Genomic DNA, 24705 nt, shown 5'->3' on the forward strand with positions numbered 1-24705 from the left:
TCAGAGGCGCTCCTTCGCGAGCGCTTCGAGCGCCTGATCGAGGCCACGGCTGGAGAGGGGCAGTGCGAGATCGCGGCCGGCTGCGTCCTTGAACAGGATCCGGCCAGCCTCAGTGCCCTTGCGCCATTGCTTCAAAACGTCGTCGCCGGGGGCCACCTCGGCGAAGCAGCCGGTCGGCAGGCAGCGCCGCCATGGCAGCTCGACGGGCTTGGCGTCCTTCTCGCCCATGACGATCTGCACGCTGCTCGGGAAAGTGACACTGACCGGCATCACCGCCGTGACGCGCACCGGCTCGCCATTGGCGATCCGCCCCAGCGCGACTTGTGCGATCGGAGCCTGCTGGCCCTGCGCCTGCAGAACCTGGGCGACTTCGCAGACCCGCAGCGTCTTTCCGGCATCGGTTATCCGCTGGCAGCGCAGAGTCCAGTCGCCGAAGCTGGCCGTCGTGCTGCTCGGCTCCGGCGGCACCGCCGCAGGGCCCGGCGCCGCTGCGGCGGGCTGGCTTGCAGGCTTCGAAGGGGCAGGCTGAGCCAGCGCCGAGCCGGCTGACATGGCGAAGGCGATGCCGAAGCCCGCCCAGCAGGAATTCAATCGCTTCGACTTCACGTAACCCCCGATGCCCGCTCGCCATCCGGCCAGCATGCCGGAACGGCCTTTGCTTCAAGGAGATTTCGTCCCTCGACGTAGTCCGGCGCCTTCGCCAAGGGGCGGCGAAAAACCCATGAGGACTCGCGTCGAGGCGATCACTCGCCTCGATGATTGTCGATATTTCTCAGATTGCTCTGTAATGTGCAATATGCGTTTCAAAAATGGTCACATGTTCTGACCATCGGGAATTCGGGCCGCCTGCCCCCGTGCGGCGCAGCCGAGCCGGGACCAACCGCCTAGGCGACGGGCTGCCGCGACCGGCCGGCCGGTCCCGCGCGGGCCACCAGCAAAGCGCTGAGACCGAGGGCAATTGCGATCAAGGCGAACATGGCCCAGGGGCCCACATGGTGGATCAGCGCGAAGAAGACCAAGGGCACGAAGATCGAGACGAATCGGCCGAGCCCCCAAGCCAGCGATGTCCGCGAGGAGCGCAATGCCGTCGGGATGATTTCGGCCGCGTAGACACCGAGGACGCTTGCATAGATGGCGCTGCACAATGCGAAAGCGATCCCGATCCAGACCAGGACGGCAAACGCGGTCGCCGCCGCGAAGCACAATCCCAGCACGGTCATCGCGACGGCGCTGGCAATAAGGCTCGCCCTTCGGCCGATCCTGTCGATCACAAACGCCATGAGCAGGTTGCCGATCACCGGCCCGAACATGATCAGACCCGCGGCAACGACCGAGTCGCTGATGCTGAACTGCTTCTTGACCATGACGACGCCGCTCATCAGCGGGAAGCCGATCGTCGCCCATGGCGCGAGCGCATAGAGAGCGCACAGCAGGAGCAGGCGCCGGCGGACGGTGGGTGTCCCCCGGTCCTCGGCCGCCGGGGCGACTGCCTGCGCCGGAAGAGGAACGTCGACGGCACGAGCACCTGGACCACCGAAACGGCGCAGGGCCGCCTCTGCCTCGTCGAAGCGACCGGCCGCAGCAAGCCAGCGCGGCGATTCCGGCAGCATATTCAATAGCGCTGCCGCGAGAAACGCGAGGAGCGCTCCGGAACCGAGCGCCCAGCGCCACCCGTCCAGGCCGAGAAAGCTTGGGGACGTGGCGCGCATCAGGAAGATGATGGCGGGCGCACCGAGAAAAGCCATGCCGGCGCAGAGGCAGACCATGGTCCCGCGCAGCCGCGGCGGCATGACATCGGCCAGGTAGGCGGCGATCAGCGGCGGGCACGCGCCGATGCCGAGTCCCGACAGGAAGCGGAAGCCTATCAACGCCACGGCGTCATTGCTCGCCGCTGCGCCGATCGAGCCGATGGCGACGACGAGGAGCGCCGCCTGGAGAGCCAGGCGGCGGCCCGTCCGGTCCCCTAGCAGGCCGAAACCCGGGGCACCCGCGGCCCCACCGGCAAAGATTGCGGCCAGGAACAGGGAAAGTTCCACGCGCGTCATGCTGCGCGGCGGCGCCTGGAATACGACTCCCAGCGCGTTTCCGAGGGCAACTTCGGCGATGTCCGCAAAGAGCGCCAGCGTAGCGACGGCGAAGATCGCCAGCCTCAATCGGCAGAAGGGCAGCGCGTCGAGACGTGCAGCGATCGTCGCCTCCGAAGGCTGCTCCGGAGCGGGCGCTGCCTGCGCCAATTTCCTCAGCATGCCGGTTCGCTCCAGTGGCTGCGCCCCTTGTCGGGGGCGATCATGGTGGCCGGCGGCGCCGCCGCATCTGCCACTCCCGCTGCGGCCTCGAAGGCTGCGCCGATGATGGCGAGCTTCGCGGCTTGAACCTGCGCGTATTGCGCGCGAAAGCTCCCTGAAAGCCAGATCGGGGAGCGCCCGCGCGCGCCGCTCCAGCCCAACCCGCCGAGCGCAGCCGCCGCCGCCAGCGTCCTTCCCGTATGGGTGCGCGACAGGTTGAGCGGCCGGGCCAGTGCCGAGACGGAGGTCACGTCAGTAACCGCCCGTTCCTCGATGGATGCGGTATCGGCGCCCAGCCCGACCATGAGTCGATCCATCAGGCTGCCGCCGTCATCGACCGAAGCGAACACAGCATAGATCGGCGCTGGCACCCGGATCAGCTCACAGGTTAGCAGGCCATCGGCGACCAATGGCTCCATCTCGGCGAGGAGCATCAGGTCGGCCTGCCGCAGGCGCTCGACACGGCCTCGGCCATCGAGCGCATCGAGCGCCGCAAGGTGCAAGGCGTACCACTCGGTGAGTGCCCATAGCGTCGAGGGGCAAGGCTCTACCATTTCGGAGCTGTCGCCGGCGGGCTCGGTCGGCTGGATCAGGCCGTATTGCAGCGCCTCCGCAAAAAAGGCCGCCGCCGTGTTGCGGCTGGCCAGCCCATGGGCCCGCGACGTCTCGACAAATTCGTGCCGGACAGGCCCGGACGTCCGGCGCGGAGGCAGCGGAAATAGCGCGCCAACGCCGCATGCGACATCAGCCAGCGTTGCTGCGTCGCAAATTGCGAGGCCAGGCGCGGCGCTGCCGCCTGCACGCGCACAAAACCGACGGCCAGACGATATATGGCTTGGTCGAACAGCGGATCGGCTAGCAGCCGATCGATCTCCCGCTCCAAAGACAGCCTCCCCCCTGCCGGACGACCCGGCGCCAGCCCCCATCAAGCGCGCACATTTTGCACAACATGATGAAAATTGAGAATACCGGGCGAACCACGATCCGTCGCGCCCCACAGCGCGGGGCGGCCGCGCGTTGGCGCCGAGATCACCTCATCGACGCGATCGGCTTCGGCGGTCAGCCCTGGCTTTCGATCGTGCCGTTGAGCAGCGCCTGGACCATGCTTCGATAGCGCAAATGCAGCCGTTCCGGAGCGATCGGCGGGAGGCTCTGATTGGTGCCCCGCGCTCCGTCGGCGAGAAGCTGTGCGAGGTCTTCAGGGGTCACGTCGCTCCTGACGCGAAGAATGCCGCGCTGCTCGAGTTCGACGATGAACGCCGCCAATTCGGCCTGAAAGGCAATGGCGGAGCCGATCATTAAGTCTCGGCAGCGGCGAAATGCCTGATCATTGATCTCGATCGCATGAGGCGATTTCGCCAGCCGGCGACGGGTGTTCCCGTAGCGAACGTCGAGAAGGGTCGCGAGAATCTCGACTGCGCCCCGCCCTTCCGCGAGCGCAACACGCCCAGCTGCCATGCCGGCCTCGACGGCATTCGCGTTGGCATGCTCGATCAGAAATCGAAACGCGTCTTCCTTATTGCTGAAATAATTGTACAGGGTGCGCCGGGTGACATCGACGGTTTCCGCGATGGTGATCATCGTCAGATGCGCGTAACCATGGTCCAGGAACGCCCGTTCCAGACGTGATACGAGCTCTGCGCGTGTGACCATCTAGATTGCCCGGTTCTCCGCCAGATCATCGGAGTCTGCGATCAGGCGATCTGGCGATTCAGCGTATCGTCTTCTTGTCCCGATTTTCCCGGGAACCGCAATCCGCGTCTGCGACGCACGGCGCTGCGGCGGTGCACATTTGACCTATCTCATATGGATTCTCAGGAAAATCGCTCGACGCGGACGCTCCGTACCGGCTGCCAGGTCTCGATGATGCGCCTTCAGTCCTGCGCGGTGTCGAGCGACAGGCTCAACCCGGAGGGATAGGCTGCGTGGCGCCCGCACCGAGCGACCTTTGAACCATGACGCTGTCGGACCATTTTCCGTAGCGATAGGCGACCGCCGGCAGCAGGCCGACGCGAGCGAAGCCGAAGCGCTCGTGCAGCAGCAACGACGCCGTGTTCCCGGCGTCGATATAGCCGATCATCTGGCGGAAGCCGGCGGCGGCGCAGGCGTCGATCAGGGCCTGCATCAGCAGCCGCCCGACGCCGTGCCCGAGATGCTCGTGATGAACATAGATCGAGTGCTTCACCGTGAAGCGATAGGCCGGGCGTTTGCGGAACAGCACGACATAGGCATAGCCGACGACGTCGCCGCCCCGCGTCGCCACCAGATGCGGCAGCCGGCGGTTGCGCAGGTTCTTGCGCCGGTCGCGCAGATCGTCGGGCTCCGGCGTGCCGGTATCCTCCACGCCGGCCTCGATGCCGCCGCGGATATGCCGGCGATAGATCGCCAGCATCGGCTCGACATCGGTATCGCGCGAGGGGCGGATGAGGATGGGCAGGTCGCTCTCCATGGTTCGTCGCGACCTCAGCCCTGGGCCTGCTCGCTGACGACATAGGTGTGGAGGCGCACCTGGCCGGCGGCATCGACCTCGCGATAGATGCCCTGAATCTCGACATCGAAGCCGGGAAAGGCGTTGAAGCTCGCCTCGAACATCTTGAGGTAGTCGATCATCGGCTTGGCCCGCGCGCAAAGCCTTTCGCCCGGGACGATGGTGGCGATGCCCGGCGGATAGACGACGAAAGGCGTCACCGCGATGCGGTTTTCGATGGCACCGATCGGCAGGTAGTCGACATCATTGCGCACGAGGCAGCGCGCCGCGTCATGCGGCGACATCGCCATCTCCGGCAGGTGCTCGGGCGAGAACTGCCGATTCTGCAGCCTGCTGACGTCATGGTCGCGGAAGAAGCGGTGCATCTCGCCGCAGAGATCGCGCAGCCGCACGCCGGCATAGCGGCCCGGCCGGCGGCGGGAGAACTCGGGGATGGCCTCCTCGAGCAGCGCGTTGTCGTCATGCAGCTTCTTGAAGGCGACGAGACCGCTGATCAGCGTGCCGGCCTTGCTCGCCTCGACGCCCGGCGTCAGCAGGAAGAGGAGCGAATTCAGGTCGTTCTTCTCGGCGACGATCCGGTTCTCGCGCAGGAACTGCGCGACGACCGGTGCGGGAATGCCGTGCTCGGCATAGGTCCCGGTCTCGCGGTCGAAGCCAGGCGTCAACAGGGTCAGCTTGTTGGGGTCGGTCATGGCGAAGCCCGACTCCATCCGCGTGAAGCCGTGCCAGCTCGCATGGGGCGCGAGCTGCCAATAGGCCGGATGGCTTGCGAGCTGGTCGGTCGCGACCATTTCCCAGGCGACATCATGGACGGCGCCCTCGCGCGAGGCGTCGGCGATGCTGACCCGATCCGGCACGAAGGGCTCGAAGAACCAGCGCCGCTCGGGCCTCGTCTCCTTCTCCTCGAATTCGCGCCTGACCGCCCGGATCTTCTTGCGGAGCTCGATGCCGAGCCGGATCGTGTCGTCCCAGAGCACCTCTCCGGAACGGCCCTTCATCATCTGCGCGCCGACGTCGAGCGAGGCGAACAGCGGATAGAACGGCGAGGTCGAGGCATATTGCATGAAGCTCTCGTTGAAGCGCCGGTGCTCGACGCGCCGCTTCTGGCCCCTGATGTGCCGATCCTTCATGTGGATCTGGGACGCCTGGCTGAAGCTCGCGAGCTGCTTGTGCGTCGACTGGGTCGCGATGATGCCGGGGGACTCCGGGCCGAGGCCGGAGAGGCCCATGGCGAAGCGGCCCGCATAGAGCGGATGGAACTTCATGAAGCCGGCCCAGGCTTCGTCGAAGAGGATGTAGTCGCAGAGGTGGCCGATCCGGTCGAGGATCATCTGTGCGCTGTGGATCGTGCCGTCATAGGTGCACTGCTCGACCACCGCGACACGGAACGGGCGCGGCTTCTTCCAGGCGTCGGGGTCCTTGATAAGCGGATTGGTACGGATGCGCTCGCGCAGCGCCTCCTCGTCGAAGCTCTCCCAGAGCATCGGGCCGATCAGCCCCCAGGCGTTGCGCGCGGTCGGGATATAGACCGGAATGCCCCCGGCGATCAGCAGCGCGCCGTGATGGGCCGCCTTGTGGTTGTTCCGGTCGAACAGCACGAGGTCGCCGTCCGAAACCAGCGCGGCGAGCGCGACCTTGTTGGAGGTCGAGGTGCCGTTCAGGACGAAATAGGTCTTCTCCGCCCCGAAAATTTGCGCCGCTTCCTTCTGCGCCTTCAGGGCCGGGCCCTCATGGGTCAGCAGGTCGCCGAGATCGAGCACGGAATTGTCGAGGTCGTCGCGGAACACAGCCTCGCCGAGATGCTCCATGAAGACGCGTCCGATCGGGCTACGGCTGTAGAAGACGCCGCCATTGTGTCCCGGGCAGGTCCAGAGATGGTTGCCTTCCTCGGCATAATCGACGAGCGCGCCGAAGAACGGCGTCTTCAGCGTCTCGGCATATTGCTTGAGACGGCTGATCAGGCTCTTGGCGATGAAGGGCGGCGTCTCCTCCGAGAGAAAGATGTAGCCGTCGATGAAATCGAGCACCTCGACCGGCACGTCCTCGAAGCGCTTGCGGCGGATGAGCAGGATGATCGGGAAGTCGAGGCCGCGCCGGCGCATCAGATTGATCAGCGCGGCAGTCTTGCCCTCGAGTCCCTTCTTGCCCCAATCGACCACCATGCAGCCGATGGCGGCATCGGTCTGGACCGCGATCTCGGCATCTTCGAGCTTGCGCGCCTTGACGACCTCGAAGCCCGAGCGCTCGATCTCCTCGATGATCTGGTTGAAGCGGATCCCTTCGAGATCCTCGGCATCGAAATTCGGCGTCGCGAACAGAAAGGTGAAGCGCCTGAAATAATCCATGCCGTCTCCGCTGGCGTGAACTCACGACACTGAGTGAGTCTTGCGACAATCCGGCGACCAACGATGCAACTGCATCAGCGAGGTCCCGGTGCCCCATCTTTCCCCGGAATTCAGGCCAAAGATGCGCAGCCCCGGCCGGAACGTCGGCTGGCCCCAATCCTGCCTCGCCGGAGACTGTAGCAGATGATGATCTGCTGTCGCTGCAGCGCGCCAACCCGGTTTGACGCGGCCGCATTTCCGCCCTAATCGTCGCCGCGACGGTTCCTTCACGGGATCAAAAGGGAACGCGGTGCGGGCGGATTTCTGCCCCATGCCGCGGCTGCCCCCGCAACTGTAAGCGGCGAGCCTTTCGCCAGACGCCACTGGGACCTCGGACCTGGGAAGGCGGCGTGAAGGCACCGACCCGCGAGCCAGGAGACCTGCCGTCAGCCGTGGTCACACGCGAACACGTTCGGACGGGGTGCGCCGATCGCTGATTAGACTGTTTGCCGCCTCTCGCGCGGCCGATGGGAGATCGCGTTCGCGGTGACGTGCCACTGACGTCAACCGCCCGAGGTCTCCATCGTGAACGTCTTCTCTCCAGCCGCAGGACGCGGCCGCCCGCTGCTTTCCGCCTCCCTTCTCGCCCTCACCTGCTCTGCCCCTGCCCTGGCGCAAAGCGACGCCGGCCCCGTCGCGCTCGACGAGATCGTGGTCAGCGCCACGGGGACGCCGACCCCGGCGCGCGAGATCGCGAGCTCCGTCACCGTCATCACTGCGAAGGAGATCGAGCAGCAGCAGCGCCGTACCCTGCCGCAGGCGCTCGCGACGGTGCCCGGCATGAACATCGTGCAGACCGGCGGGCCGGGCGGCCAGACCTCGGTCTTCATGCGCGGCACCAACTCGAACCACGTCAAGGTGCTCATCGACGGAATCGAGGCCAACGACCCCGCGACTCCCAACCGCTCCTTCGATTTCGGCTCGATGCTGACGGACGACATCGAGCGCATCGAGGTGCTGCGCGGCCCGCAGAGCGGCCTCTACGGGGCCAACGCGCTCGGCGGCGTGATCTCGATCACGACGAAGCGCGGCGAGGGTCCACCAAAGGCAACGGCACGCGTCGAGGCCGGCTCTCACGGCACCTTCAACCAGTCTGCCGGCTTCAGCGGCGGCGACGACCGCTTCAACTACGCCTTCAACGCCGCCCACTTCCGCTCGGACGCGACCGATGTGACGCCGCCGAACCTCGTCCCGCCGGGCCGGCGCATCAACCCCAATGCCTTCGACAACTACAGCTATTCAGGCCGCGTCGGCGCTGCGCTCAGCGACACGCTGACACTGAACTGGATCGGCCGCTATCAAGACGGGCAGCTGCGTTTCACCAGCGACACCGGCTTCCCGAGCCGACCTGCGCCCTATCGCTCGCTGCAGAACTATGCCCAGGCCTTCACCCGCGGCGAGGTCGTCTGGGACCCGTTCGGCGGGCGCTTCGTCAACACCTTCGGCATCTCCTACACCAACCAGGACCGGGCGACGCGGACGGCGAACGGAACGACCGGCATCCTCGGCCTGCCCAACGCGAATCTGGGCGAGCGCACCAAGCTCGACTGGCGCGGCAATTTCGAGATCGCCAAGGGCCACAACCTGCTGATGGGCCTGCAATACGAGCGCGAGCGCCTGGATACCACGGGCCTCGTCGCCTCCAACGGCAACAAGGCGGGCTTCCTCGAATATCAGGGCAATATCCAGGACCGCTTCTTTCTGGTGGCCAATATCCGACGCGACGACGACGACAGCTATGGCGGCCACACCACCTACCGCATCGCCCCGGCGCTGATCATCCCCGGCACCGAGACCAAGCTGAAGGCGAGCTACGGCACCGGTTTCAAGGCGCCGACGCTCAACGAGCTCTTCGTCGACTATCGCCCCGGGTTCAATTTCCATGGCAATCCGAACCTGAATCCGGAAGAAAGCCGCGGCTGGGATGCCGGCTTCGAGCAGCCGCTTTTCGACCGGAAGCTGCAGTTCGGTGCAACGTGGTTCCAGAACGACATCGACAACCTGATCGTCACCAACGCCACCTTCGATTCCTATGCGAATGTCGGAAAGGCCAGAACCAAGGGCGTCGAGGCCTTCGCCGCGCTGGAGATTTCGCCACAATTCCGCATCCGCGCCGACTACACCTTCACCCTCGCCAAGGACGAGATCGCGCGACAGGAGCTGCTGCGCCGGCCGCGACACAAGGCGAGCGCAACCGCGACATGGACGCCGACCGACAAGCTCACGCTCTCGGCGACGCTGCTCTATGTCGGCTCCTGGGTGGACGGCAATCGCGACTTCTCGGTCGCCCGAATGAACGCGAAGGGCGCGACGCTGGTCAATCTCGCGGCCGAATACAAGGCGACCGACAAGCTCACCGTGTTCGGCCGCATCGACAATCTCTTCGATAAGCGCTGGGAGAACCCCGTCGGCTTCCTGGTTTCGGGCTTTGGTGCCTTCGGCGGCATCAAGGTGGCCATCGGCGGCTGAGGGCGCGCCGCGCCCGGCGCGATTTGCGCGTCCTTTGCCATGGCGGCCTCCGCCGCCATGGCAATCGGCGTTGCGCCGGACGATGGCACACGCGACCGCTACGCCCGGCGCGGGCTGCCGCGAATGCGCCGGTCGGTTCAGCGCTTCTCGATCTCCGCCAGATAGGTCCGCATAGCCCATTCAGGCCCGTGCCAGGAGGCGCTGCCCTTGCCCTGCAGCTCCGGCGCGTCCTTCCAGCCCGGCTCGATGCCGGTCATGTCCGGCAGCAGATGGGCGATGCCCTTGTGGCAGTCGATGCAGGTCTTCTCTCCGGTGACCAGGAAGCGGCTGTGGATCTCGGCCGCCCGGCGCGTCTGCTTGGTGAAGTCCATCGCGACCGAGGAATGGCAGTTGCGGCATTCGAGCGAGTCGTTCGCCTTGAGCCGCGCCCATTCGTGCTTGGCGAGCTCGAGCCGATGATTGAGGAACTTCTCGCGCGTCGAGATCGTGCCGAAGATCTTGCCCCAGACTTCCTTGGAGGCCTGCATCTTGCGGGCGATCTTGTCCGTCCAGTTATGCGGCACATGGCAGTCCGGGCAGGTCGCGCGCACGCCCGAGCGGTTCGAGAAATGCACCGTCGATTGCAGCTCCTGATAGACGTTGTCGCGCATCTCGTGACAGGAGGTGCAGAACTTCTCGGTATTGGTGATCTCCAGCGCGGTGTTGAAGCCACCCCAGAAGAGCACGCCCCCGACAAAGCCGCCGAGGGTCAGGAAGCCGAGCGGCAGATAGGCGCTCGGCCGGCTGATGATGCGCCAGAAGCGCACGACGACGCTCCAGCACCAGAGACAGAAGGATTTGAGCCTGGCCATGATCCGTCCCGCCTAAGGCTTCCGGCCGACGTCTTTGGCGTCCTGGAACCGGTTCTGGACGAGCGGCGCGACATCGGTCTGCTGGACATGGCAAGCGGTGCAGAAATAGCGCCGCGGCGTCACGTCGGAGAGCACCTGCCCGTCGCGATCCTGGAAATGGGTGATGCTGATCATCGGCGCGCCCGAGCCCTCGGTGAACTCACGCTTGTGGCAGTCCATGCAGCGGTTGGTGTTGAGAGTAAGCTGGTAGCCGTCGATCGAATGCGGGATCACCGGAGGCTGCTCCGGATAGTTCCGCATGCGCCTGACGTCGTCGACGATCGGCCGGCCGAGTGCCGGCACCCGTTCGAGCGCCATCGGGTCGGCCGTTCCAGTCAGCCGCGGCACGATCTTCACCGGCGCCCCCTCCTGCGAGAAGGCGGCGCCGAAGGCGAGGACGAGGCCCGCCGCCATGGCGGCCCCGAGGAAGGTCCGCGAGCGCATCAGCCCGAGACCGGTGCGATCTTGACCGCGCATTTCTTGAAATCCGTCTGCTTGGAGATGGGATCGGTGGCGTCGAGCGTCGTCTTGTTGATGAGCTGGCTGGCGTCGAACCAGGGCACGAAGACCACGCCGGGCGGCATGCGGTTGCGCCCGCGCGTCTCGACGCGGGTGCGCATCTCGCCGCGGCGCGAGATCACCGTGATCTCGGCGCCCTGGTTGAGTCCGCGCTTGCGGGCATCCTCCGGGTGCATGAAGCAGCGCGCGCCGGGGAAGGCCTTGTAGAGCTCCGGCACGCGCATGGTCATCGAGCCGGAATGCCAGTGCTCCAGCACGCGGCCGGTGACCAGCCAGAGATCGTACTCGGCATCGGGCGATTCCGCAGGCGGCTCGTAGGGCACCGCGATGATGCGGGCCTTGCCGTCCTTGTTGCCGTAGAACTCGATGCCCTTGCCGGGCTTCACATAGGGGTCGAGCCCCTCGCGATAGCGCCAGAGCGTCTCCTTGCCGTCGACCACCGGCCAGCGCAGGCCGCGAACCTCATGGTAGAGCTCATAGGGTCCGAGATCATGGCCATGGCCGCGGCCGAAGGTGGCGTATTCCTCGAACAGGCCCTTGTGGACGTAGAAGCCGAAATCCTTCGACTCCTGATTGTCGTAATCCGGGCTGATCTCGGAGAGCGCGAACTTGTCGACATTGCCGTTGCGATAGAGCACGTCGAACAGCGTCTTGCCGCGATAGTTCGGGTTGGCGTCGAGGATCTCCGCCGGCCAGACCTCGTCCGTGGTGAAGCGCTTCGAGAACTCCATGAGCTGCCAGAGGTCCGAACGCGCCTCGCCCGGCGCCTGCACGAGTTGGTGCCAGACATGGGTGCGCCGCTCGGCATTGCCGTAGGCGCCCTCCTTCTCGACCCACATCGCCGCCGGCAGAATCAGGTCGGCGGCCAGCGCCGTCACCGTCGGATAGGCGTCGGAGACGACGATGAAGTTCTCCGGGTTGCGGTAGCCCGGATAGGTTTCGTTGCTGCTGTTCGGCGCGGCCTGCAGGTTGTTGTTGACCTGAATCCAGTAGAAATTCAGCTTGCCGTCCTTGAGCATCCGGTCCTGCTCGACGGCATGGTAGCCGGGCTTCTCGGGGATGATCCCGTTCGGGACGCGCCAGATCTCCTCGGCATGTTTGCGATGCTCGGGATTGACCACCGTCATGTCGGCCGGCAGGCGATGGGCGAAGGTGCCGACCTCGCGCGCCGTGCCGCAGGCCGAGGGCTGGCCGGTGAGCGAGAACGGGCTGTTGCCCGGCTCGGAGATCTTCCCCGTCAGCAGGTGCAGGTTGTAGACGAGCTGATTGGCCCAGACGCCGCGCACATGCTGGTTGAAGCCCATGGTCCAGAGCGAGACGACCTTGCGCTTGGGATCGGCGTAGAGCTCGGCGAGTTGCTCCAGGAAGCCGGGCTCGACCCCGGTGAGGGCCGAGACCTTCTCCAGCGTGTAGTCCTTGACGAAGGCGGCATAGGCCTCGAAATCGATCGGCGTCGTCGCGGTGGGATCCGCAGCCTTCTTCGCCTTGACCTCGCGCGGGTCGTCGGGCCGCAGGCCATAGCCGATGTCGGTCGCCCCCTTCACAAAGGTGGTGTGCTTGCCGACGAAGTCCTTGTTCACCCGGCCCGTCGAGATGATGTGGTTGGCGATGTAGTTCAGGATCGCCAGATCGGTACCCGGCTTGAACACGATCGGGATGTCGGCGAGGTCCGAGCTGCGGTGCGTGTAGGTCGAGAGCACCGCGACCTTCACATGCGGCTGACCGAGCCGGCGGTCCGTCACCCGCGTCCACAGGATCGGGTGCATCTCCGCCATGTTCGAGCCCCAGAGCACGAAGGCGTCGGCATGCTCGAAATCGTCGTAGCAGCCCATCGGCTCGTCCATGCCGAAGGTGCGCATGAAGGCGTAGGCGGCCGAGGCCATGCAGTGGCGGGCGTTCGGGTCGAGATTGTTGGAGCGGAAGCCGGCCCGCATCAGCTTGGTCGCGGCATAGCCCTCGAAGATCGTCCACTGCCCGGAGCCGAACATGCCGAGCGCGGTCGGCCCCTTGGCCTTAAGCGTCGCCTTGGCCTTGGCGGCCATGGTGTCGAAGGCCTCCTCCCAGGAGACCGGCGTGAACTCGCCGTCCTTGGCGTAGGCGCCGTTCCTCTTGCGCAGCAGCGGCTGGGTCAGCCGGTCGCTGCCGTACATGATCTTGGAGAGGAAATAGCCCTTGATGCAATTCAGGCCGCGATTGACGTCGGCCTTCATGTCGCCATGGGTGGCGATGACGCGGCCTTCCTTGACGCCGACCATCACACCGCAGCCGGTGCCACAGAAGCGGCACGGCGCCTTCGACCATTTGATCTGCAAGGTGTCGACGCCGCCGGTGACCGGCTGGGCATCTGCCGGAACGCTCATATTGGCGGCAAGCGCGGCGACGCCGGCCGCCTGCGCCTTCAGCATCTCGCGACGGGACAGGGTCATGGGGTTACTCCGGGGTCGTCGAGGGTTTCGAGGTCTTCGATCTGCTCGAACACCATGTTGGCCGAGAGCACGCCGTCGATCAGGCTGATCGCGGCCAGCCGGTCGCCGATGACGCCGGTGCTCGATCCCTCCAGCACGATCACGATCTTGCCGTTCTCGACGCGATGGATCTCGGTCTCCGGCAACTCGCGGATGCGGGCGAGCACCGCATCGACACGCGCCGGCAGGGCCGAGACGACGGCGCTCGAAATGTGATGGAAGCGCGGGCGCGATGGCTCAGCCATGGGGTGCCTCCGGCGGGTGCGCTCCGGCGCTGATGGCCCCGGCCGGGCAGCCCGCAATGCAGGCGCCACAGCCGCTGCAGAGATCGGCAGCTAGCTCCGGCAGGGCCGGCCCGCCAAGCCGTGGACGAAAGCGGATCGCGCTCTCCGGGCAGGCATCGCCGCAGCTCTGGCAGACGATGCCGCGGCTGGCGAAGCATTCCGGCCCGATCACGGCGACATGCTCAAAGGCCGCAATGGCGCGATCGAAGACCGGCTCGGGGCAGGCGTCGGCGCAGGCGCCGCAGAAGCTGCATTCGCTTCCACTGAAGTCGAGGCCGGCCCGGCCGGACTCATCGAGCACGATAATGTGCTGCGGGCAGGCGGGCAGGCAGGCGCCGCAACCGGTACAGGCCGCAGCGATCGACGCGGCACGGGACCAGGGTGGGCGAACCCTGTCTGGCAATGAGAGGCGCCGGCCGGTCAGGAAGTTGCGGCGCCCGCGATCAATGGCGGTGCGTTCCATGGCCCGGCCTCAATGCGGAGGTCCGGGCGGACCGACAATCAGCTGGAACATCCAGACCAGGAAGCCGTAACCGCCGACGACGCCGATAGCCACAATTGGCCAAATGAGCACCGCCAGCGTGAGGAAAGCCAGGAGTTCGGCTCGCCTTGTCGGCCTTTCCGAAGCGGTTTCCGGGCCACTCGCCCCCGCGGCCTCCATCGTCATCTCTCGTCCTTTCACGTGCGGGGCGTTCACAAATCGCGCCGTCACCAGATTTGAGATCGAAGAAATAGAAACTGAAATACTGTTCCTTGTCTACTGTCGTCGTCGCCCGAAAACGCGCCCGCCTCAGGACCTTGATCTAGCGCAAACACGTCTTCGCAACGGTCGCGGCCGCAATTGCTTGGCGCTGTTCTTGCTAAGCGGACAACATATATCCCTCCGCCGACAAGACATTTCGTCTTTTCGGCGGCGGGACTGCGCTCAAACGGCACCTCCAGGATCGCGCTGGGCCGTTCGATCGATAACGTCAGGCCGGGCGTTCGCCGCTGGCCCGAGATTGGGCCGCCCGGCGATCAGTTCGTCATGTCGAGCACGATGCGCCCTTCGATCTGGCCCTTGTGCATCCGATCGAAGATGTCGTTGATTTCCTCGAGCCTTGCCGTGGTGATCGTGGCCTTCACCTTGCCCTCGGCGGCGAAGTCGAGCGATTCCTGCAGGTCGAGCCGCGTGCCGACGATCGAGCCGCGCACGGTGATGCCGTTCAGCACCATTCCGAAAATGTCGAGCGGGAAGCCGCCGGGCGGCAAGCCGTTGAGCGAGACAGTGCCGCCACGCGCCACCGCTCCGATCGCCTGCTCGAAGGCCTTGGGGCTGACAGCCGTCACCAGCACCCCTTGCGCGCCGCCGCCGGTCTCGCGGCGGATTACGGTGCCGGGATCCTCATCGCGCGCATTGACGGTGACGGTGGCGCCGAGACGCCGCGCGAGATCGAGCTTGGCATCGTCGACGTCGATCGCGGCGACGTTGAGCCCCATCGCCTTGGCATATTGGACCGCCATATGGCCGAGCCCTCCGATGCCGGAAATCGCGACCCAGTCACCGGGCTTGGTGTCGGTGACCTTGAGCCCCTTATAGACCGTGACGCCCGCGCAGAGCACCGGCGCGATCTCGTTGAAGGAGATGTTGTCCGGCAGATGGCCGACATAGTTGGGATCGGCGATGACATAGTCCGCGAAGCCGCCATTGACCGAGTAGCCGGTGTTCTGCTGGCTTTCGCAGAGCGTCTCCCAGCCGCCCAGGCAGTGCCGGCAATGGCCGCAGGCGGTGTAGAGCCAGGGCACGCCGACGCGATCGCCCTCCTTCACATGCTTCACGCCTGCACCGACGGCCGAGACATAGCCGACGCCTTCATGGCCGGGAATGAATGGCGGGTTCGGCTTGACCGGCCAGTCGCCTTCGGCGGCATGGAGATCGGTGTGGCAGACGCCCGATGCCTGGATCGCAACCTGGATGGCGCCGGGGCCGGGCTCAGGAATGGGCACCTCCTCGATTGTCAGCGGCTTGCCGAACATCCGCACAACGGCGGCCTTCATCGTCTTTGCCATGACCAGTCGTCTCCTTCGATGCAACACCCCTGAAGCAGGAACGGCCTGCTTGCGAGCGAATGGCTTGTTCGGTGCCGGCACAGTGCGGATGCGGTGTCTTCAGCGCGGTTTCGGCCCAATCGATCGAGAAATCATCAAATGCTTGTCAGAAATGAGCGCTGACAATCGCGTTGTCCGCATGGATATCAGCAAGTATCAGCGCCGCCATTGACCGATATCAAACGAGATTTATCTCAGTCACGCGACATCGTTTTCCGGCGTGCGCTTGCGGCGTGACGTACACAAGCTCTCTCGACGGGCAGGCTAGCTGAAACCGACGAGGCGTCAAACTCTGTCGTCCCGCCCGATTTTGCGGGCGGCTCAAAAAAAACGAGCCCTCCAACCCGACATAGATCGGGCTGGAAGGCTCGGCATTTCCCGGGCGTCAGACGCCCTAAACGGCGCCGTTCGCGCTGATGTGCCGGATCGCGATCCGATCGAACCGGGGCTCGGTCTCGCCCTCCTGATCGATTTCGATCTCGCCCCCCCGGACGCTGAAGCGGATGATTGTCCCGCCGGCGCCGCGCCAGTCGCAGGTCTCGCCATCGTCCTCGTAGAGTTCGCCGGAAGCGCCCTCGACGACCCCGCAGACGAGGAGCTCGCGCTGGTCGTCGATGCCCTCGGCGTTGCCGAGCGGAATCAGCGCGCCGGCGCGGACGAAGACCGGGAGGCGCCCGAGCGGCGCCGCGACCGTTGCGATCGCGCCACCGGCGAAATGCTTGCCTTCGTGCCAGTCATACCAGCCACCCTCGTGCTCCGGCAGGTAGACGCTGCGCTCACGGGCACCCTCCTCCAGCACGGGCGCGACCAGCACATCCGGGCCCAACATGAACGCGTCGTCGGTCTTGACCGCTTGCTGATCTTTCGGGAAATCCCAGAGCAGCGGGCGGATCGCCGGGGTGCCGTCGCGGCTGGCGCGCCACATCAGCGTGTAGAGATAGGGCATCAGCCGGTAGCGCAGCGAGATCGCCTCGCGCACCTGCGGCACCATCTCCGGGTACATCCAGGGCAGGTTGACGACGCCGTCGTCGTTCCAGGAGTTCATCACCATGCGCGGCCACAGGGCGCAGAATTCGTTGAAGCGTACGAAGAGCTCGGGGCCAGGCGTCGGGCCATGGAAGCCACCGACATCATGGCCGATGCTGAACATGCCCGACAGGCTCATGTTGAGGCCTTGCGTCAAGTTGTAGCGCAGCGTCTTCCAGGCGGTCTCGTTGTCGCCCGACCAGGTCTGGGCGTAGCGCGAGATGCCGGCGCAGCCGCCGCGCGTGATCGCATATTGCCGCTTGCCGGGCTGGCGATCGGCCTGCGCCTCATAAGAGAGCTTGGTCATCAGCAAAGGCTGGGCGGGGCGCGCCAGCGCCTGCCGGAAAGGGCGGCCGTCGCCATCGCAGACGGCATCCTCGTCCCAGATCTCGTATTCGTTGTTGTCGTTCCAAACCGTGGTGAAACCGTAATCGAGCAGCGCGGTCTCGATGCCGCCCCGCCACCAGGCACGGCCCTTCGGGTTGGTGTAGTCGAGATGGAAGCCGAGCCCATCCCAGAATTGGGCAACGGCCGGCGCGCCGGTCTTGCCGTCCTTGACCAGGAAGCCGTCGTCGAGCGCTTCCTGCAGGCGCGGATGGTCGTCCAGCAGGCAGGGCTTGAGATTGGCGACCGTGAAGATGCCGGCATCGTTCAGCCGCTGCATCGTCGCCTTCGGGTCGGGGAACTTGTCGCGGTTCCAGTTGAAGGCGTAGCGGCGATGGCCGATCTGGGTGTAGCCCGAGCCGAAATGGAAGCTGTCGCAGGGGATGCGATGCGTCTCGAGCTTGCCGATGAAATCGCTGATGCGGGCGTCGGCATCCGGCGCATCGGCGATCGCCATCGAGGTGACGCCGAAGCCAAAGGACCAGAGCGGCGCGAAGGCCTGTCCGCCTGTCAGCCAGGAGAAGCGCTTGACGACGTCCGGCACGGCCGGGCCGGCGATGACGTAGTAGTCGAGATCGCCGTCATCGCCTTTCCAGGAGCGGAACAGGCCGTGGTAATTGTCGAGCGTGCAGCCGAAATCGACGCTGCCGGTCGAGAGGTTGTCGTAGTACAGGCCATGCGCGCCCGTCGGCCCATCGACGATGAAGAACGGCAGCATCTTATAAAGCGGGTCGGACAGTTCGGCGTCGAAGCCGCAGGGGTCGACCGCGTCGATGGCGAAGCGGCGGCCGGTCCGGTCGAGCGGGCCTGCCTTGTCGCCGAGGCCGTAATGGCGCTCGGCATAATCGCGCGCCATGAAATGCGTCAGCGCGCCGGTGCGCGGCGAGACCAGATAGGCCTGGGTCGTGCGGTCCTGGAGGAAGGGCTTGTCCTCGCCGTCGCGGCGCCAGGCGATGCTGAACGGCTCAAGCGTGACCTCGGCGGTGAGCCCGCCGGCGGACAACGTGACCTTGCCGCTCCCCTCGCTCACGCTCGCCTTCGGGCAGGCGAAGCCGGCGAGGCTATCGCGCGGACGGCCCTCATAGGGCGGCTCCAGCCCACCGGGCGCGATCGACCAGCCGCGATCGAGCCGGTAGCCGTCCTGCGGCTTCAGCGTCACCCGGCCGATATCGCCTTCAAGGATGCGCACGGTGATGGTGTTGCCGAGCCCGACATCGAACAGGGCGGCCTCGCCATCGCGGCCGAGATAGCGGCCTTGCGCCAGGGCTTTCATGGATTGGTCTCCGAATACCGAAATTTCATTCGCGCCGTCATCCCGGGCGACCGGAGGGAGACCCGGGTTCCATGCCTGAGCGCTCCCGATGAAGGTTCAGGCATGGATCCCGGCTCTAGGCTTCGCTCCGGCCGGGATGACCCGGGCATCTGTTCAAACCCGGACCGCCTGGCCGGCTTCGTCGAACAGATGCAGGCTCTGTTGCGGGAAGGCGAGCGGAACCACGTGGCCGCGCTCATGCTCGCTCTGGCCGTCGAGCCGGAGCGTGATCTGCGGCAGGCCGGCGCTAGCCCCGTAGAGGTAGCTCTCGCCGCCAAGGCGCTCGACCAGATCGACGGCAAGCGGCAGCCCCTGCCCTTCCGGCGCCAGCGCCAGATGCTCCGGCCGGATGCCGAGCGTGATCTTGGCTCCAGCGGCAAGGCTGCCCGTGGCGCAGGCGACCTCATGGCCTCCCTCGCCCAGCGCGACCTTACCCGCTGCGGTCACGCGGCCGGGCAAGAGGTTCATGCGCGGCGAACCGATGAAGCCGGCGACGAAGAGGTTATCGGGGCGGTTGTAGAGTTCGAGCGGCGTGCCGATTTGCTCGATCCGCCCGCCCTGCAGCACGACGATACGGTCGGCCAGCGTCATCGCCTCGACCTGATCGTGGGTGACGTAGATCATCGTGCCGCCGAGCTCGGCATGGAGCGCGGCGAGCTCCTTGCGGGTGGCCACGCGCAGCTCCGCGTCGAGGTTGGAGAGCGGCTCGTCGAAGAGGAAGATCTTGGGGTCGCGCACGATGGCGCGGCCGATCGCGACGCGCTGGCGCTGGCCGCCGGAGAGGGCCTTGGGCTTGCGCTCGAGATAATCGGTCAGCCGCAGCATCCCGGCCGCGCGCTTCACGCGCTTGTCGATCTCGTCGCGCTTGAAGCCCATATTCTCCAGCGCGAAGGCCATGTTCGCGTAGACGCTCATATGCGGATAGAGCGCATAGGACTGGAACACCATGGCGAGTCCGCGCTCGGAGGCGGGCAGACCGGTGACGTCGGCGCCATCGATCGCGATCGTGCCGCCGGTGATCTCCTCCAGCCCCGCAATCGAGCGCAGCAGGGTCGACTTGCCGCAGCCGGAGGGGCCGACGAACACGACGAACTCACCGTCGGCGACAGCGAGGTCGATGCCGTGGAGCACCGTCGTCGCGCCATAGGCCTTGCGGACGGCGGAGAGCTTCAGTTCGGCCATGCGGAACTCACTTCCCTCATTTCATGCCGGTGTTGGCGATGCCGGTGGTGATGAAGCGCTGCAGGAAGACGAAGACGAGCGCGACCGGCAGCAGCGTCACCACGGTCATCGCGAGCAGGTAGTGCCACTGCGTCTGCAACTCGCCCTGGAAGGCGTTGAGGCCGATCTGCAGCGTGTAGGCCTCGGTCTTGGTCAGCACGGCGAGCGGCCAGAGGAACTCGTTCCAGCGCCACATGATCGAGAAGATCGCGAGCACGGCCAGCGCCGGCATGGCGAGCGGCATGACGATGCGCCAGTAGATCTGCCACTCCGAGGCCTTGTCCATGCGCGCTGCCTCGATCAGATCGCGCGGCAGAGTCAGCATGTACTGGCGCAGCAGGAAGACGCCGGTCGGTGTCGCGGCTCCCGGCAGGATCACCGCCCAGAGCGAATTGACGAGACCAAGCTTGGTGATGACCAGATAGACCGGCACGAGGATGATGGTGATCGGAATCATCAGCGTGCCGACAACCATCAGCATTACCGCCGTCTTGCCTTTGAATTCGTAGATCGACAGGGCATAGGCGGCCATCGAGTTGATGATCAGCGTGATGATCGTCGCGACCAACGTGACGAAGACCGAGTTCCAGAGGAAGCGGGTGAAGGCGAAGCGCTCCAGCGGCTCGGTGTAATTCTCCGTGGCGAGCTTGAACTCGCGCACGGGCGTGCGCTTGTCGATGGGGACGCGGATCGTCTCGCCCGGATTGGCCGGATCGACCATCTGTGCCTGGATGCCGATGCGACGCACCTGTGCGAGCACGCGCTTGCTGCCATCGGGCATCTCGACCTCGAAGAGCGGCAGCTTCTGGGACTGGCCGGGAACGACCACTTCCTTCTGCGACATCGGCAGCAGCGAGGGCGGGAATTCGAGCAGGCCGGCCTGGGTCTTGAACGAGGACATGCCGAGCCAGAGCACCGGCCCAAACATCAATACGACGCCGAACAGGAGATAGGCGTAAGCCGCGATGTCGGTCCAATGCCAGCGGCCGGGTTTGCGACGCGCGGTCATCATGGCGACGGCCCGGTTGGTGTGGACGGTCTGGCTCATGCGGCCCCCTTGCGGCGACTCGCCGCGAGCTGGGCCAGCGTCAGCGCGAAGAGCACGACGCCGAGCACCACGGAGGCCGCGGCCGCCAGGCCGAAATTCTGGACCTGATTGGCGAAGGCGGTCTCGTAGATGTAATGCACCACCAGCAGCGTCGCGGTGCCCGGCCCGCCGCCGGTGAGCACGAAGACCTCGTCGAAGGTCTGCACGCCCTTGATCAGCGCCAGCACGATCACGACGATCATATTCGGCCAGAGCAGCGGCAGGGTGATGCGCCAGAACATGCGCCAGCGCGGCGTCGCGTCCATCTCGGCGGCTTCATAGAGATCGGCCGGGATCGCCTGCAAGCCCGCGAGGAGGATCAGCGTGTAGAAGCCCATATGGGCCCAGACCGAAACGAAGACGATCCAGAACATCGCCCAGCTCGGATCGACCAGGAAGAGGATGCGCTCGCCGCCAAGCGAGGTGATGGCGGCGTTGAGCAGGCCGTCGCGCTGGAGAATCCATTTCCAGGTCAGCGCCACCACCACCGGCGAGAGCAGCACCGGGAAGAAGTAGACGGCGCGGAAGAAGCCGCGCGCCCGGATCTTCATGTTCAGAACGACGGCGGTCAGGAGCGAGAACAGCACCATCGCCGTGACCTGAAAGGCGGTGAAGCGGGCGGTGTTGTAGACGCCGCGCCAGAAATGATCCTCGCGGCAGGACGATGGGTCGAGGAAGGAGCCGCAGTCGAAAAGATAGGCGTATTGCTGCGCCCCGACATAGGGCCGCTCGGTCGGGAAGAGCCCTGCCCCGCCCGTCACCGAGAAGATGAAATTGATGACGAGCGGCAGGAAGACGAAGAGCGAGAAGAAGGCGAGGTTGGGCAGAATGAAGACATAGGCCATCCGCCGCTCGCCGATCAGGCGCTGGAGCGCCCGCATCGGCCAGTCGACGAGACGCATGAGCAGCGCGAGCGGCGCGGCGAGAGTGCCAGCGGCGCCCGCCCCCTCGCGGCGCGGGTTCATGTCGGCGGAGGCCATCCGTCTTACTTCTTACGCTCGGCGATCTGCTGGGCGATGTCGGATTCGATCCGCTTGAAGGCCTCGTCGAGCGTGCCTTCACCCGAGATCGCCTGGCCGAGACGGCTGATCGTCGCGTTGAAGATGACGCGGTTGTTGACGTAGCCCTGCAGCTTGTAGGCGACCGGCGAGAGCTGCGCGACCTGATCCGAGAAGACCTTGAGCGCGGCCTTGGCCTGCGGCTTGGCATCCTTGTAATCGAGGCCCTTGGCGGCGATGCCGAGATGGCCGGGAACGAAGAGGGAGCGGGCATAGAACTCGCTCAGCACCGGCTCGCTCGCCAGATAATCCATCACCTTGGCGACGGCTTCCGGGCTCTTGGTCGTCTTGATCGCGACGAGGCCGGCGCCACCCGGCATGCCCGAGCAGTTGCCCGCGCCGCAAGGCGAGGGAACCGCGACCCAGTCGAAGGCATCGCCGACCGTCTTGTCGAACTGGGCGATCTGCCAGGAGCCGGAGTGGTACATCACCACCTGGGCGTTCTTGAATTCGTCATTGGCGCCGCGATAGGCCGTGCCGGAGACCGAGCCCCAGAGCTCCTTCTTCATGACGCCGTCATTGTGCCAGTCATAGACCCGCTTGGCGGCGCGCTTGAAACCCTCGTCGACCACCGCGGGCTCGCCCTTGTCGTCGAAGACCTTGGCGCCCTCGGAGACAGCGACCGAGAAGAAGCGGTGGCCGGAACGGTCCATCGCGAGCGGGAACGGCGCCTGGACCTTGTCGGCCACGGCCTTGGCTGCCTTGCCCCACTCCTCCCAGGTCGCCTTCGCACCGGGCATGGCGATACCGGCCTGCTCGAACAGCGTCTTGTTGACGAAGGGGCCGGTGACGGTGAGCTGCGTCATGAAGCCGGTGATCGCGCTGGAATCACCCTCAGGGCGCATCCAGGGCAGGAACGGGCCGAAATTCTTCTCCCAGTAGGAGGCGTCCTTCAGATAGGGGCGCATGTCGAGCGCATAGCGGGCGATGCCGCCGAGATCGACGACGCGGGCGATGTCCGGGCCCTGCCCCGAGGCGAGCTGGACCGGCAGATTTTCGGTGATCGCCTTATAAGGCACCTGATCGAGGACGACCTTGATGTCCTTGTTCTGAGCCTCGAAGCGCTTCAGCAGATCGGAAACGACCTCGCCCTCATTGCCGTCGGAGTACCAGGCGATACGCACCGTGGTCTGGGCGAAGGCCCCGCTACCGGCGACGAGGCCAACCGTCAGCGCGAGCGCGGAAATCCACTGCTTCCTCTGCATCTGCGTTCCATCCCTGAATGACGACGCCTCAACGAGCGTCTTGACAACTACTAAGGCAAACGTTTGCCTTGCTTGTCAACGGGCGACGCGCACGCCATTGCTGCGTGCGGCCGGCTTATGCCCACCCACCGGCGTCAATGCCGTGCGAAGGGATCGGGGAGGATCATGACGGCGAAGGCCGCAAGACCGCAGCAGAGCCTGGCGTCGCTGGCGACCGTCGCGCACGACACCGGCGTTTCGGTCGCGACCGTTTCCCGGATCGTCAACGGCAAGGCCGGCCGGGCTTCCGCCGATACGATCGCCCGGGTCGAGGAAGCCATCCTCCGGCTGGGCTACCGTCCGAACCCGGTCGGGCGGGCACTCAAGCGCCGGGCCAGCCGCGTCGTGGCGATGCTGGCGCCCAATCTCGACAATCCCGCCATGGCCGCGATCGCAGTCTCGACCGAAGCCGCGCTGCGCGGCGCCGGCTTCGTGATGATCCTCTGCGACACGCATGACCGGGCCGATCTGCAGGACGACTATCTGCGCGCGATGCGTGATCAGTTCGTCGCCGGCTATGTCATGGTCAGCGCGGTAAGCAGCCCCGGCCTTGCCGATGCATCGAAGCGCGGCGATCCGATGGTCTTCGTGGCGCGGCGCAACCCGCTGGGCGGCGGGGCGTATGTCGGCATCGACAACCGCGCCGCCGGAGCGGACGCAGCCGATTACCTGCTCGCGCGGGGCATCGACAGCACGGCCGTGCTGATGGCGGCCGAGAACGCCTCCAGCACAGCCGAGCGTGCCGACGGCTTCGTCGACAGACTCATCGCGCGCGGGTTTGGGGTCGATCGTATCCGCCGTGCGAGCGCGCCCGGCCTGTCGCATATCGAGATCGGCTATGCCGCCGCGCGGAATATGGTCGCGGCCGGCGGCTGGCCGGACAGCGCCCTCTGCGTCAGCGACATGATCGCCTACGGCGCCTATCGCCTGGCGGCCGAAAGCGCCGTCGCCATTCCCGAGCGCTGCGCGCTGATCGGCATCGACGGCAACGCGATCAATCGCTGGATCGCGCCCTGGCTGACCTCGATCCGCATCCCCTACGAGCATTTCGGCCAGTACGTCGTCGCGCAGCTCAGATCATTGTGGAGCGGCGCAGCGACGCAGGAAGTCAATGTGCCTCATGACCCGCCACCGATGATCGAGCGGCTGAGCGCCTGATTCCGTCCTATCGCCCCTCGCGGAACGGCCGCGCATGGTGCGGGGCCGCAACGGCCCGCCGCCCCGCAAGTCACGATCGCGTCATGTGGCGTACCGCGCGCGCTCCGGCCGGCGCGCCCTATCGATCTCTTCAGCCTCGGATCATCACTCAACGCTCCCCGCTTCGGAGCCGCAGGGGCGCTCACAAGAGCTGCTAAACATCTGTATAACTTCGATATAGCGGATCACGCTCCAATCTTGCGAAGCGACACCCGCGAGCCCCTGGAGCCACGACGGCGCACAGCGTTCCACCTCGCGCTCTCCCGCAACCGAGGCGTACGCCTAAAGTCTAGCATCGCGCGCC

At 65.8% G+C, this 24705-nt stretch carries 21 protein-coding genes and 1 riboswitch; of the genes, 2 read left to right on the top strand and 19 right to left on the bottom strand.

Annotated features, from left to right (window positions below; translation table 11 throughout):
* The 7 genes from AC1DDA_RS03070 to AC1DDA_RS03100 all read right to left on the bottom strand — a co-directional run bounded on the left by AC1DDA_RS03070 (position 1) and on the right by AC1DDA_RS03100 (position 7118).
* Entirely contained in the window at positions 1-606 is a 606-nt protein-coding gene (locus tag AC1DDA_RS03070) for an invasion associated locus B family protein (protein ID WP_476794585.1), read from the bottom strand.
* A 278-nt stretch (positions 607-884) separates the two neighbouring features.
* Positions 885-2153, bottom strand: a complete 1269-nt coding sequence (locus AC1DDA_RS03075) for an MFS transporter (RefSeq protein ID WP_476794586.1) — start codon at positions 2151-2153, stop codon at positions 885-887.
* An 86-nt stretch (positions 2154-2239) separates the two neighbouring features.
* Entirely contained in the window at positions 2240-2839 is a 600-nt protein-coding gene (locus tag AC1DDA_RS03080; protein ID WP_476794587.1) for a hypothetical protein, read from the bottom strand.
* A 35-nt stretch (positions 2840-2874) separates the two neighbouring features.
* A complete protein-coding gene (locus tag AC1DDA_RS03085; protein WP_476794588.1) occupies positions 2875-3168 on the bottom strand; it encodes a hypothetical protein in 294 nt (97 codons plus the stop codon).
* Between the two features lie 176 nt (positions 3169-3344).
* Positions 3345-3938 carry a TetR/AcrR family transcriptional regulator gene (locus AC1DDA_RS03090; protein WP_476794589.1) on the bottom strand — a complete coding sequence of 198 codons (594 nt, stop codon included), beginning with the start codon at positions 3936-3938 and terminating at the stop codon, positions 3345-3347.
* A 250-nt stretch (positions 3939-4188) separates the two neighbouring features.
* Positions 4189-4734, bottom strand: a complete 546-nt coding sequence (locus tag AC1DDA_RS03095; protein WP_476794590.1) for an N-acetyltransferase family protein — start codon at positions 4732-4734, stop codon at positions 4189-4191.
* A gap of 14 nt (positions 4735-4748) precedes the next feature.
* Positions 4749-7118 (bottom strand): Orn/Lys/Arg family decarboxylase, encoded by a 2370-nt coding sequence (locus AC1DDA_RS03100; RefSeq protein WP_476794591.1) that lies wholly within the window; start codon positions 7116-7118, stop codon positions 4749-4751.
* Between the two features lie 242 nt (positions 7119-7360).
* Positions 7361-7559, top strand: a riboswitch (cobalamin riboswitch).
* Between the two features lie 123 nt (positions 7560-7682).
* Here AC1DDA_RS03100 and AC1DDA_RS03105 point away from each other — a divergent pair.
* Positions 7683-9626, top strand: coding sequence for a TonB-dependent receptor plug domain-containing protein (locus tag AC1DDA_RS03105; protein ID WP_476794592.1), 1944 nt, complete (start codon positions 7683-7685; stop codon positions 9624-9626).
* A gap of 137 nt (positions 9627-9763) precedes the next feature.
* On the opposite strand, the gene AC1DDA_RS03110 is transcribed toward AC1DDA_RS03105, so the two are convergent.
* The 12 genes from AC1DDA_RS03110 to AC1DDA_RS03165 all read right to left on the bottom strand — a co-directional run bounded on the left by AC1DDA_RS03110 (position 9764) and on the right by AC1DDA_RS03165 (position 23165).
* Positions 9764-10477 (bottom strand): cytochrome c3 family protein, encoded by a 714-nt coding sequence (locus AC1DDA_RS03110; RefSeq protein ID WP_476794593.1) that lies wholly within the window; start codon positions 10475-10477, stop codon positions 9764-9766.
* A 12-nt stretch (positions 10478-10489) separates the two neighbouring features.
* Positions 10490-10993 carry a nitrate reductase cytochrome c-type subunit gene (locus tag AC1DDA_RS03115; RefSeq protein ID WP_441512426.1) on the bottom strand — a complete coding sequence of 168 codons (504 nt, stop codon included), beginning with the start codon at positions 10991-10993 and terminating at the stop codon, positions 10490-10492.
* Positions 10960-13461, bottom strand: coding sequence for a periplasmic nitrate reductase subunit alpha (napA, locus tag AC1DDA_RS03120; RefSeq protein ID WP_476794594.1), 2502 nt, complete (start codon positions 13459-13461; stop codon positions 10960-10962). The genes AC1DDA_RS03115 and napA overlap by 34 nt, the downstream gene beginning before the upstream one ends.
* Entirely contained in the window at positions 13458-13745 is a 288-nt protein-coding gene (locus AC1DDA_RS03125; RefSeq protein ID WP_476794595.1) for a chaperone NapD, read from the bottom strand. The genes napA and AC1DDA_RS03125 overlap by 4 nt, the downstream gene beginning before the upstream one ends.
* Positions 13738-14247: a ferredoxin-type protein NapF gene (napF, locus tag AC1DDA_RS03130; RefSeq protein ID WP_476794596.1), complete on the bottom strand. Its 510-nt coding sequence runs from the start codon at positions 14245-14247 to the stop codon at positions 13738-13740. Before napF ends, AC1DDA_RS03125 begins: the two co-directional genes overlap by 8 nt.
* A gap of 9 nt (positions 14248-14256) precedes the next feature.
* On the bottom strand, positions 14257-14445 hold the full coding sequence (napE, locus tag AC1DDA_RS03135; RefSeq protein WP_476795118.1) for a periplasmic nitrate reductase, NapE protein: 189 nt from the start codon (positions 14443-14445) through the stop codon (positions 14257-14259).
* A gap of 356 nt (positions 14446-14801) precedes the next feature.
* A complete protein-coding gene (adhP, locus tag AC1DDA_RS03140) occupies positions 14802-15833 on the bottom strand; it encodes an alcohol dehydrogenase AdhP (protein ID WP_476794597.1) in 1032 nt (343 codons plus the stop codon).
* Positions 15834-16266: 433 nt separating this feature from the next.
* Positions 16267-18555, bottom strand: coding sequence for a glycoside hydrolase family 31 protein (locus tag AC1DDA_RS03145; protein ID WP_476794598.1), 2289 nt, complete (start codon positions 18553-18555; stop codon positions 16267-16269).
* Positions 18556-18708: 153 nt separating this feature from the next.
* Positions 18709-19776 carry an ABC transporter ATP-binding protein gene (locus tag AC1DDA_RS03150; RefSeq protein WP_476794599.1) on the bottom strand — a complete coding sequence of 356 codons (1068 nt, stop codon included), beginning with the start codon at positions 19774-19776 and terminating at the stop codon, positions 18709-18711.
* 16 nt (positions 19777-19792) lie between these two features.
* Entirely contained in the window at positions 19793-20863 is a 1071-nt protein-coding gene (locus AC1DDA_RS03155; protein WP_476794600.1) for a carbohydrate ABC transporter permease, read from the bottom strand.
* The gene (locus tag AC1DDA_RS03160) at positions 20860-21882 is read right to left on the bottom strand and encodes a carbohydrate ABC transporter permease (RefSeq protein ID WP_441512418.1); all 1023 of its coding nucleotides are present in this window, start codon (positions 21880-21882) and stop codon (positions 20860-20862) included. Before AC1DDA_RS03160 ends, AC1DDA_RS03155 begins: the two co-directional genes overlap by 4 nt.
* 5 nt (positions 21883-21887) lie before the next feature.
* On the bottom strand, positions 21888-23165 hold the full coding sequence (locus AC1DDA_RS03165) for an ABC transporter substrate-binding protein (protein ID WP_476794601.1): 1278 nt from the start codon (positions 23163-23165) through the stop codon (positions 21888-21890).
* Positions 23166-23330: 165 nt separating this feature from the next.
* Here AC1DDA_RS03165 and AC1DDA_RS03170 point away from each other — a divergent pair, with 165 nt between their 5' ends.
* Complete coding sequence (locus tag AC1DDA_RS03170) at positions 23331-24362, top strand: LacI family DNA-binding transcriptional regulator (protein WP_441512416.1); 1032 nt, start codon at positions 23331-23333, stop codon at positions 24360-24362.
* Positions 24363-24705 lie beyond the last annotated feature (343 nt).

The sequence above is a fragment of the Allobosea sp. 10N428 genome (genome assembly GCF_056394545.1).

Excerpts from the sequence above, each read along its gene's own strand:
- AC1DDA_RS03080 (WP_476794587.1), bottom strand. The coding sequence starts at position 2,839 with ATGGTAGAGCCTTGCCCCTCGACGCTATGGGCACTCACCGAGTGGTAC.
- AC1DDA_RS03090 (WP_476794589.1), bottom strand. The coding sequence starts at position 3,938 with ATGGTCACACGCGCAGAGCTCGTATCACGTCTGGAACGGGCGTTCCTG.
- AC1DDA_RS03095 (WP_476794590.1), bottom strand. The coding sequence starts at position 4,734 with ATGGAGAGCGACCTGCCCATCCTCATCCGCCCCTCGCGCGATACCGAT.
- AC1DDA_RS03100 (WP_476794591.1), bottom strand. The coding sequence starts at position 7,118 with ATGGATTATTTCAGGCGCTTCACCTTTCTGTTCGCGACGCCGAATTTC.
- AC1DDA_RS03110 (WP_476794593.1), bottom strand. The coding sequence starts at position 10,477 with ATGGCCAGGCTCAAATCCTTCTGTCTCTGGTGCTGGAGCGTCGTCGTG.
- AC1DDA_RS03115 (WP_441512426.1), bottom strand. The coding sequence starts at position 10,993 with ATGCGCGGTCAAGATCGCACCGGTCTCGGGCTGATGCGCTCGCGGACC.
- napA (WP_476794594.1), bottom strand. The coding sequence starts at position 13,461 with ATGACCCTGTCCCGTCGCGAGATGCTGAAGGCGCAGGCGGCCGGCGTC.
- AC1DDA_RS03125 (WP_476794595.1), bottom strand. The coding sequence starts at position 13,745 with ATGGCTGAGCCATCGCGCCCGCGCTTCCATCACATTTCGAGCGCCGTC.
- napF (WP_476794596.1), bottom strand. The coding sequence starts at position 14,247 with ATGGAACGCACCGCCATTGATCGCGGGCGCCGCAACTTCCTGACCGGC.
- napE (WP_476795118.1), bottom strand. The coding sequence starts at position 14,445 with ATGGAGGCCGCGGGGGCGAGTGGCCCGGAAACCGCTTCGGAAAGGCCG.
- adhP (WP_476794597.1), bottom strand. The coding sequence starts at position 15,833 with ATGGCAAAGACGATGAAGGCCGCCGTTGTGCGGATGTTCGGCAAGCCG.
- AC1DDA_RS03145 (WP_476794598.1), bottom strand. The coding sequence starts at position 18,555 with ATGAAAGCCCTGGCGCAAGGCCGCTATCTCGGCCGCGATGGCGAGGCC.
- AC1DDA_RS03150 (WP_476794599.1), bottom strand. The coding sequence starts at position 19,776 with ATGGCCGAACTGAAGCTCTCCGCCGTCCGCAAGGCCTATGGCGCGACG.
- AC1DDA_RS03155 (WP_476794600.1), bottom strand. The coding sequence starts at position 20,863 with ATGAGCCAGACCGTCCACACCAACCGGGCCGTCGCCATGATGACCGCG.
- AC1DDA_RS03160 (WP_441512418.1), bottom strand. The coding sequence starts at position 21,882 with ATGGCCTCCGCCGACATGAACCCGCGCCGCGAGGGGGCGGGCGCCGCT.
- AC1DDA_RS03165 (WP_476794601.1), bottom strand. The coding sequence starts at position 23,165 with ATGCAGAGGAAGCAGTGGATTTCCGCGCTCGCGCTGACGGTTGGCCTC.
- AC1DDA_RS03170 (WP_441512416.1), top strand. The coding sequence starts at position 23,331 with ATGACGGCGAAGGCCGCAAGACCGCAGCAGAGCCTGGCGTCGCTGGCG.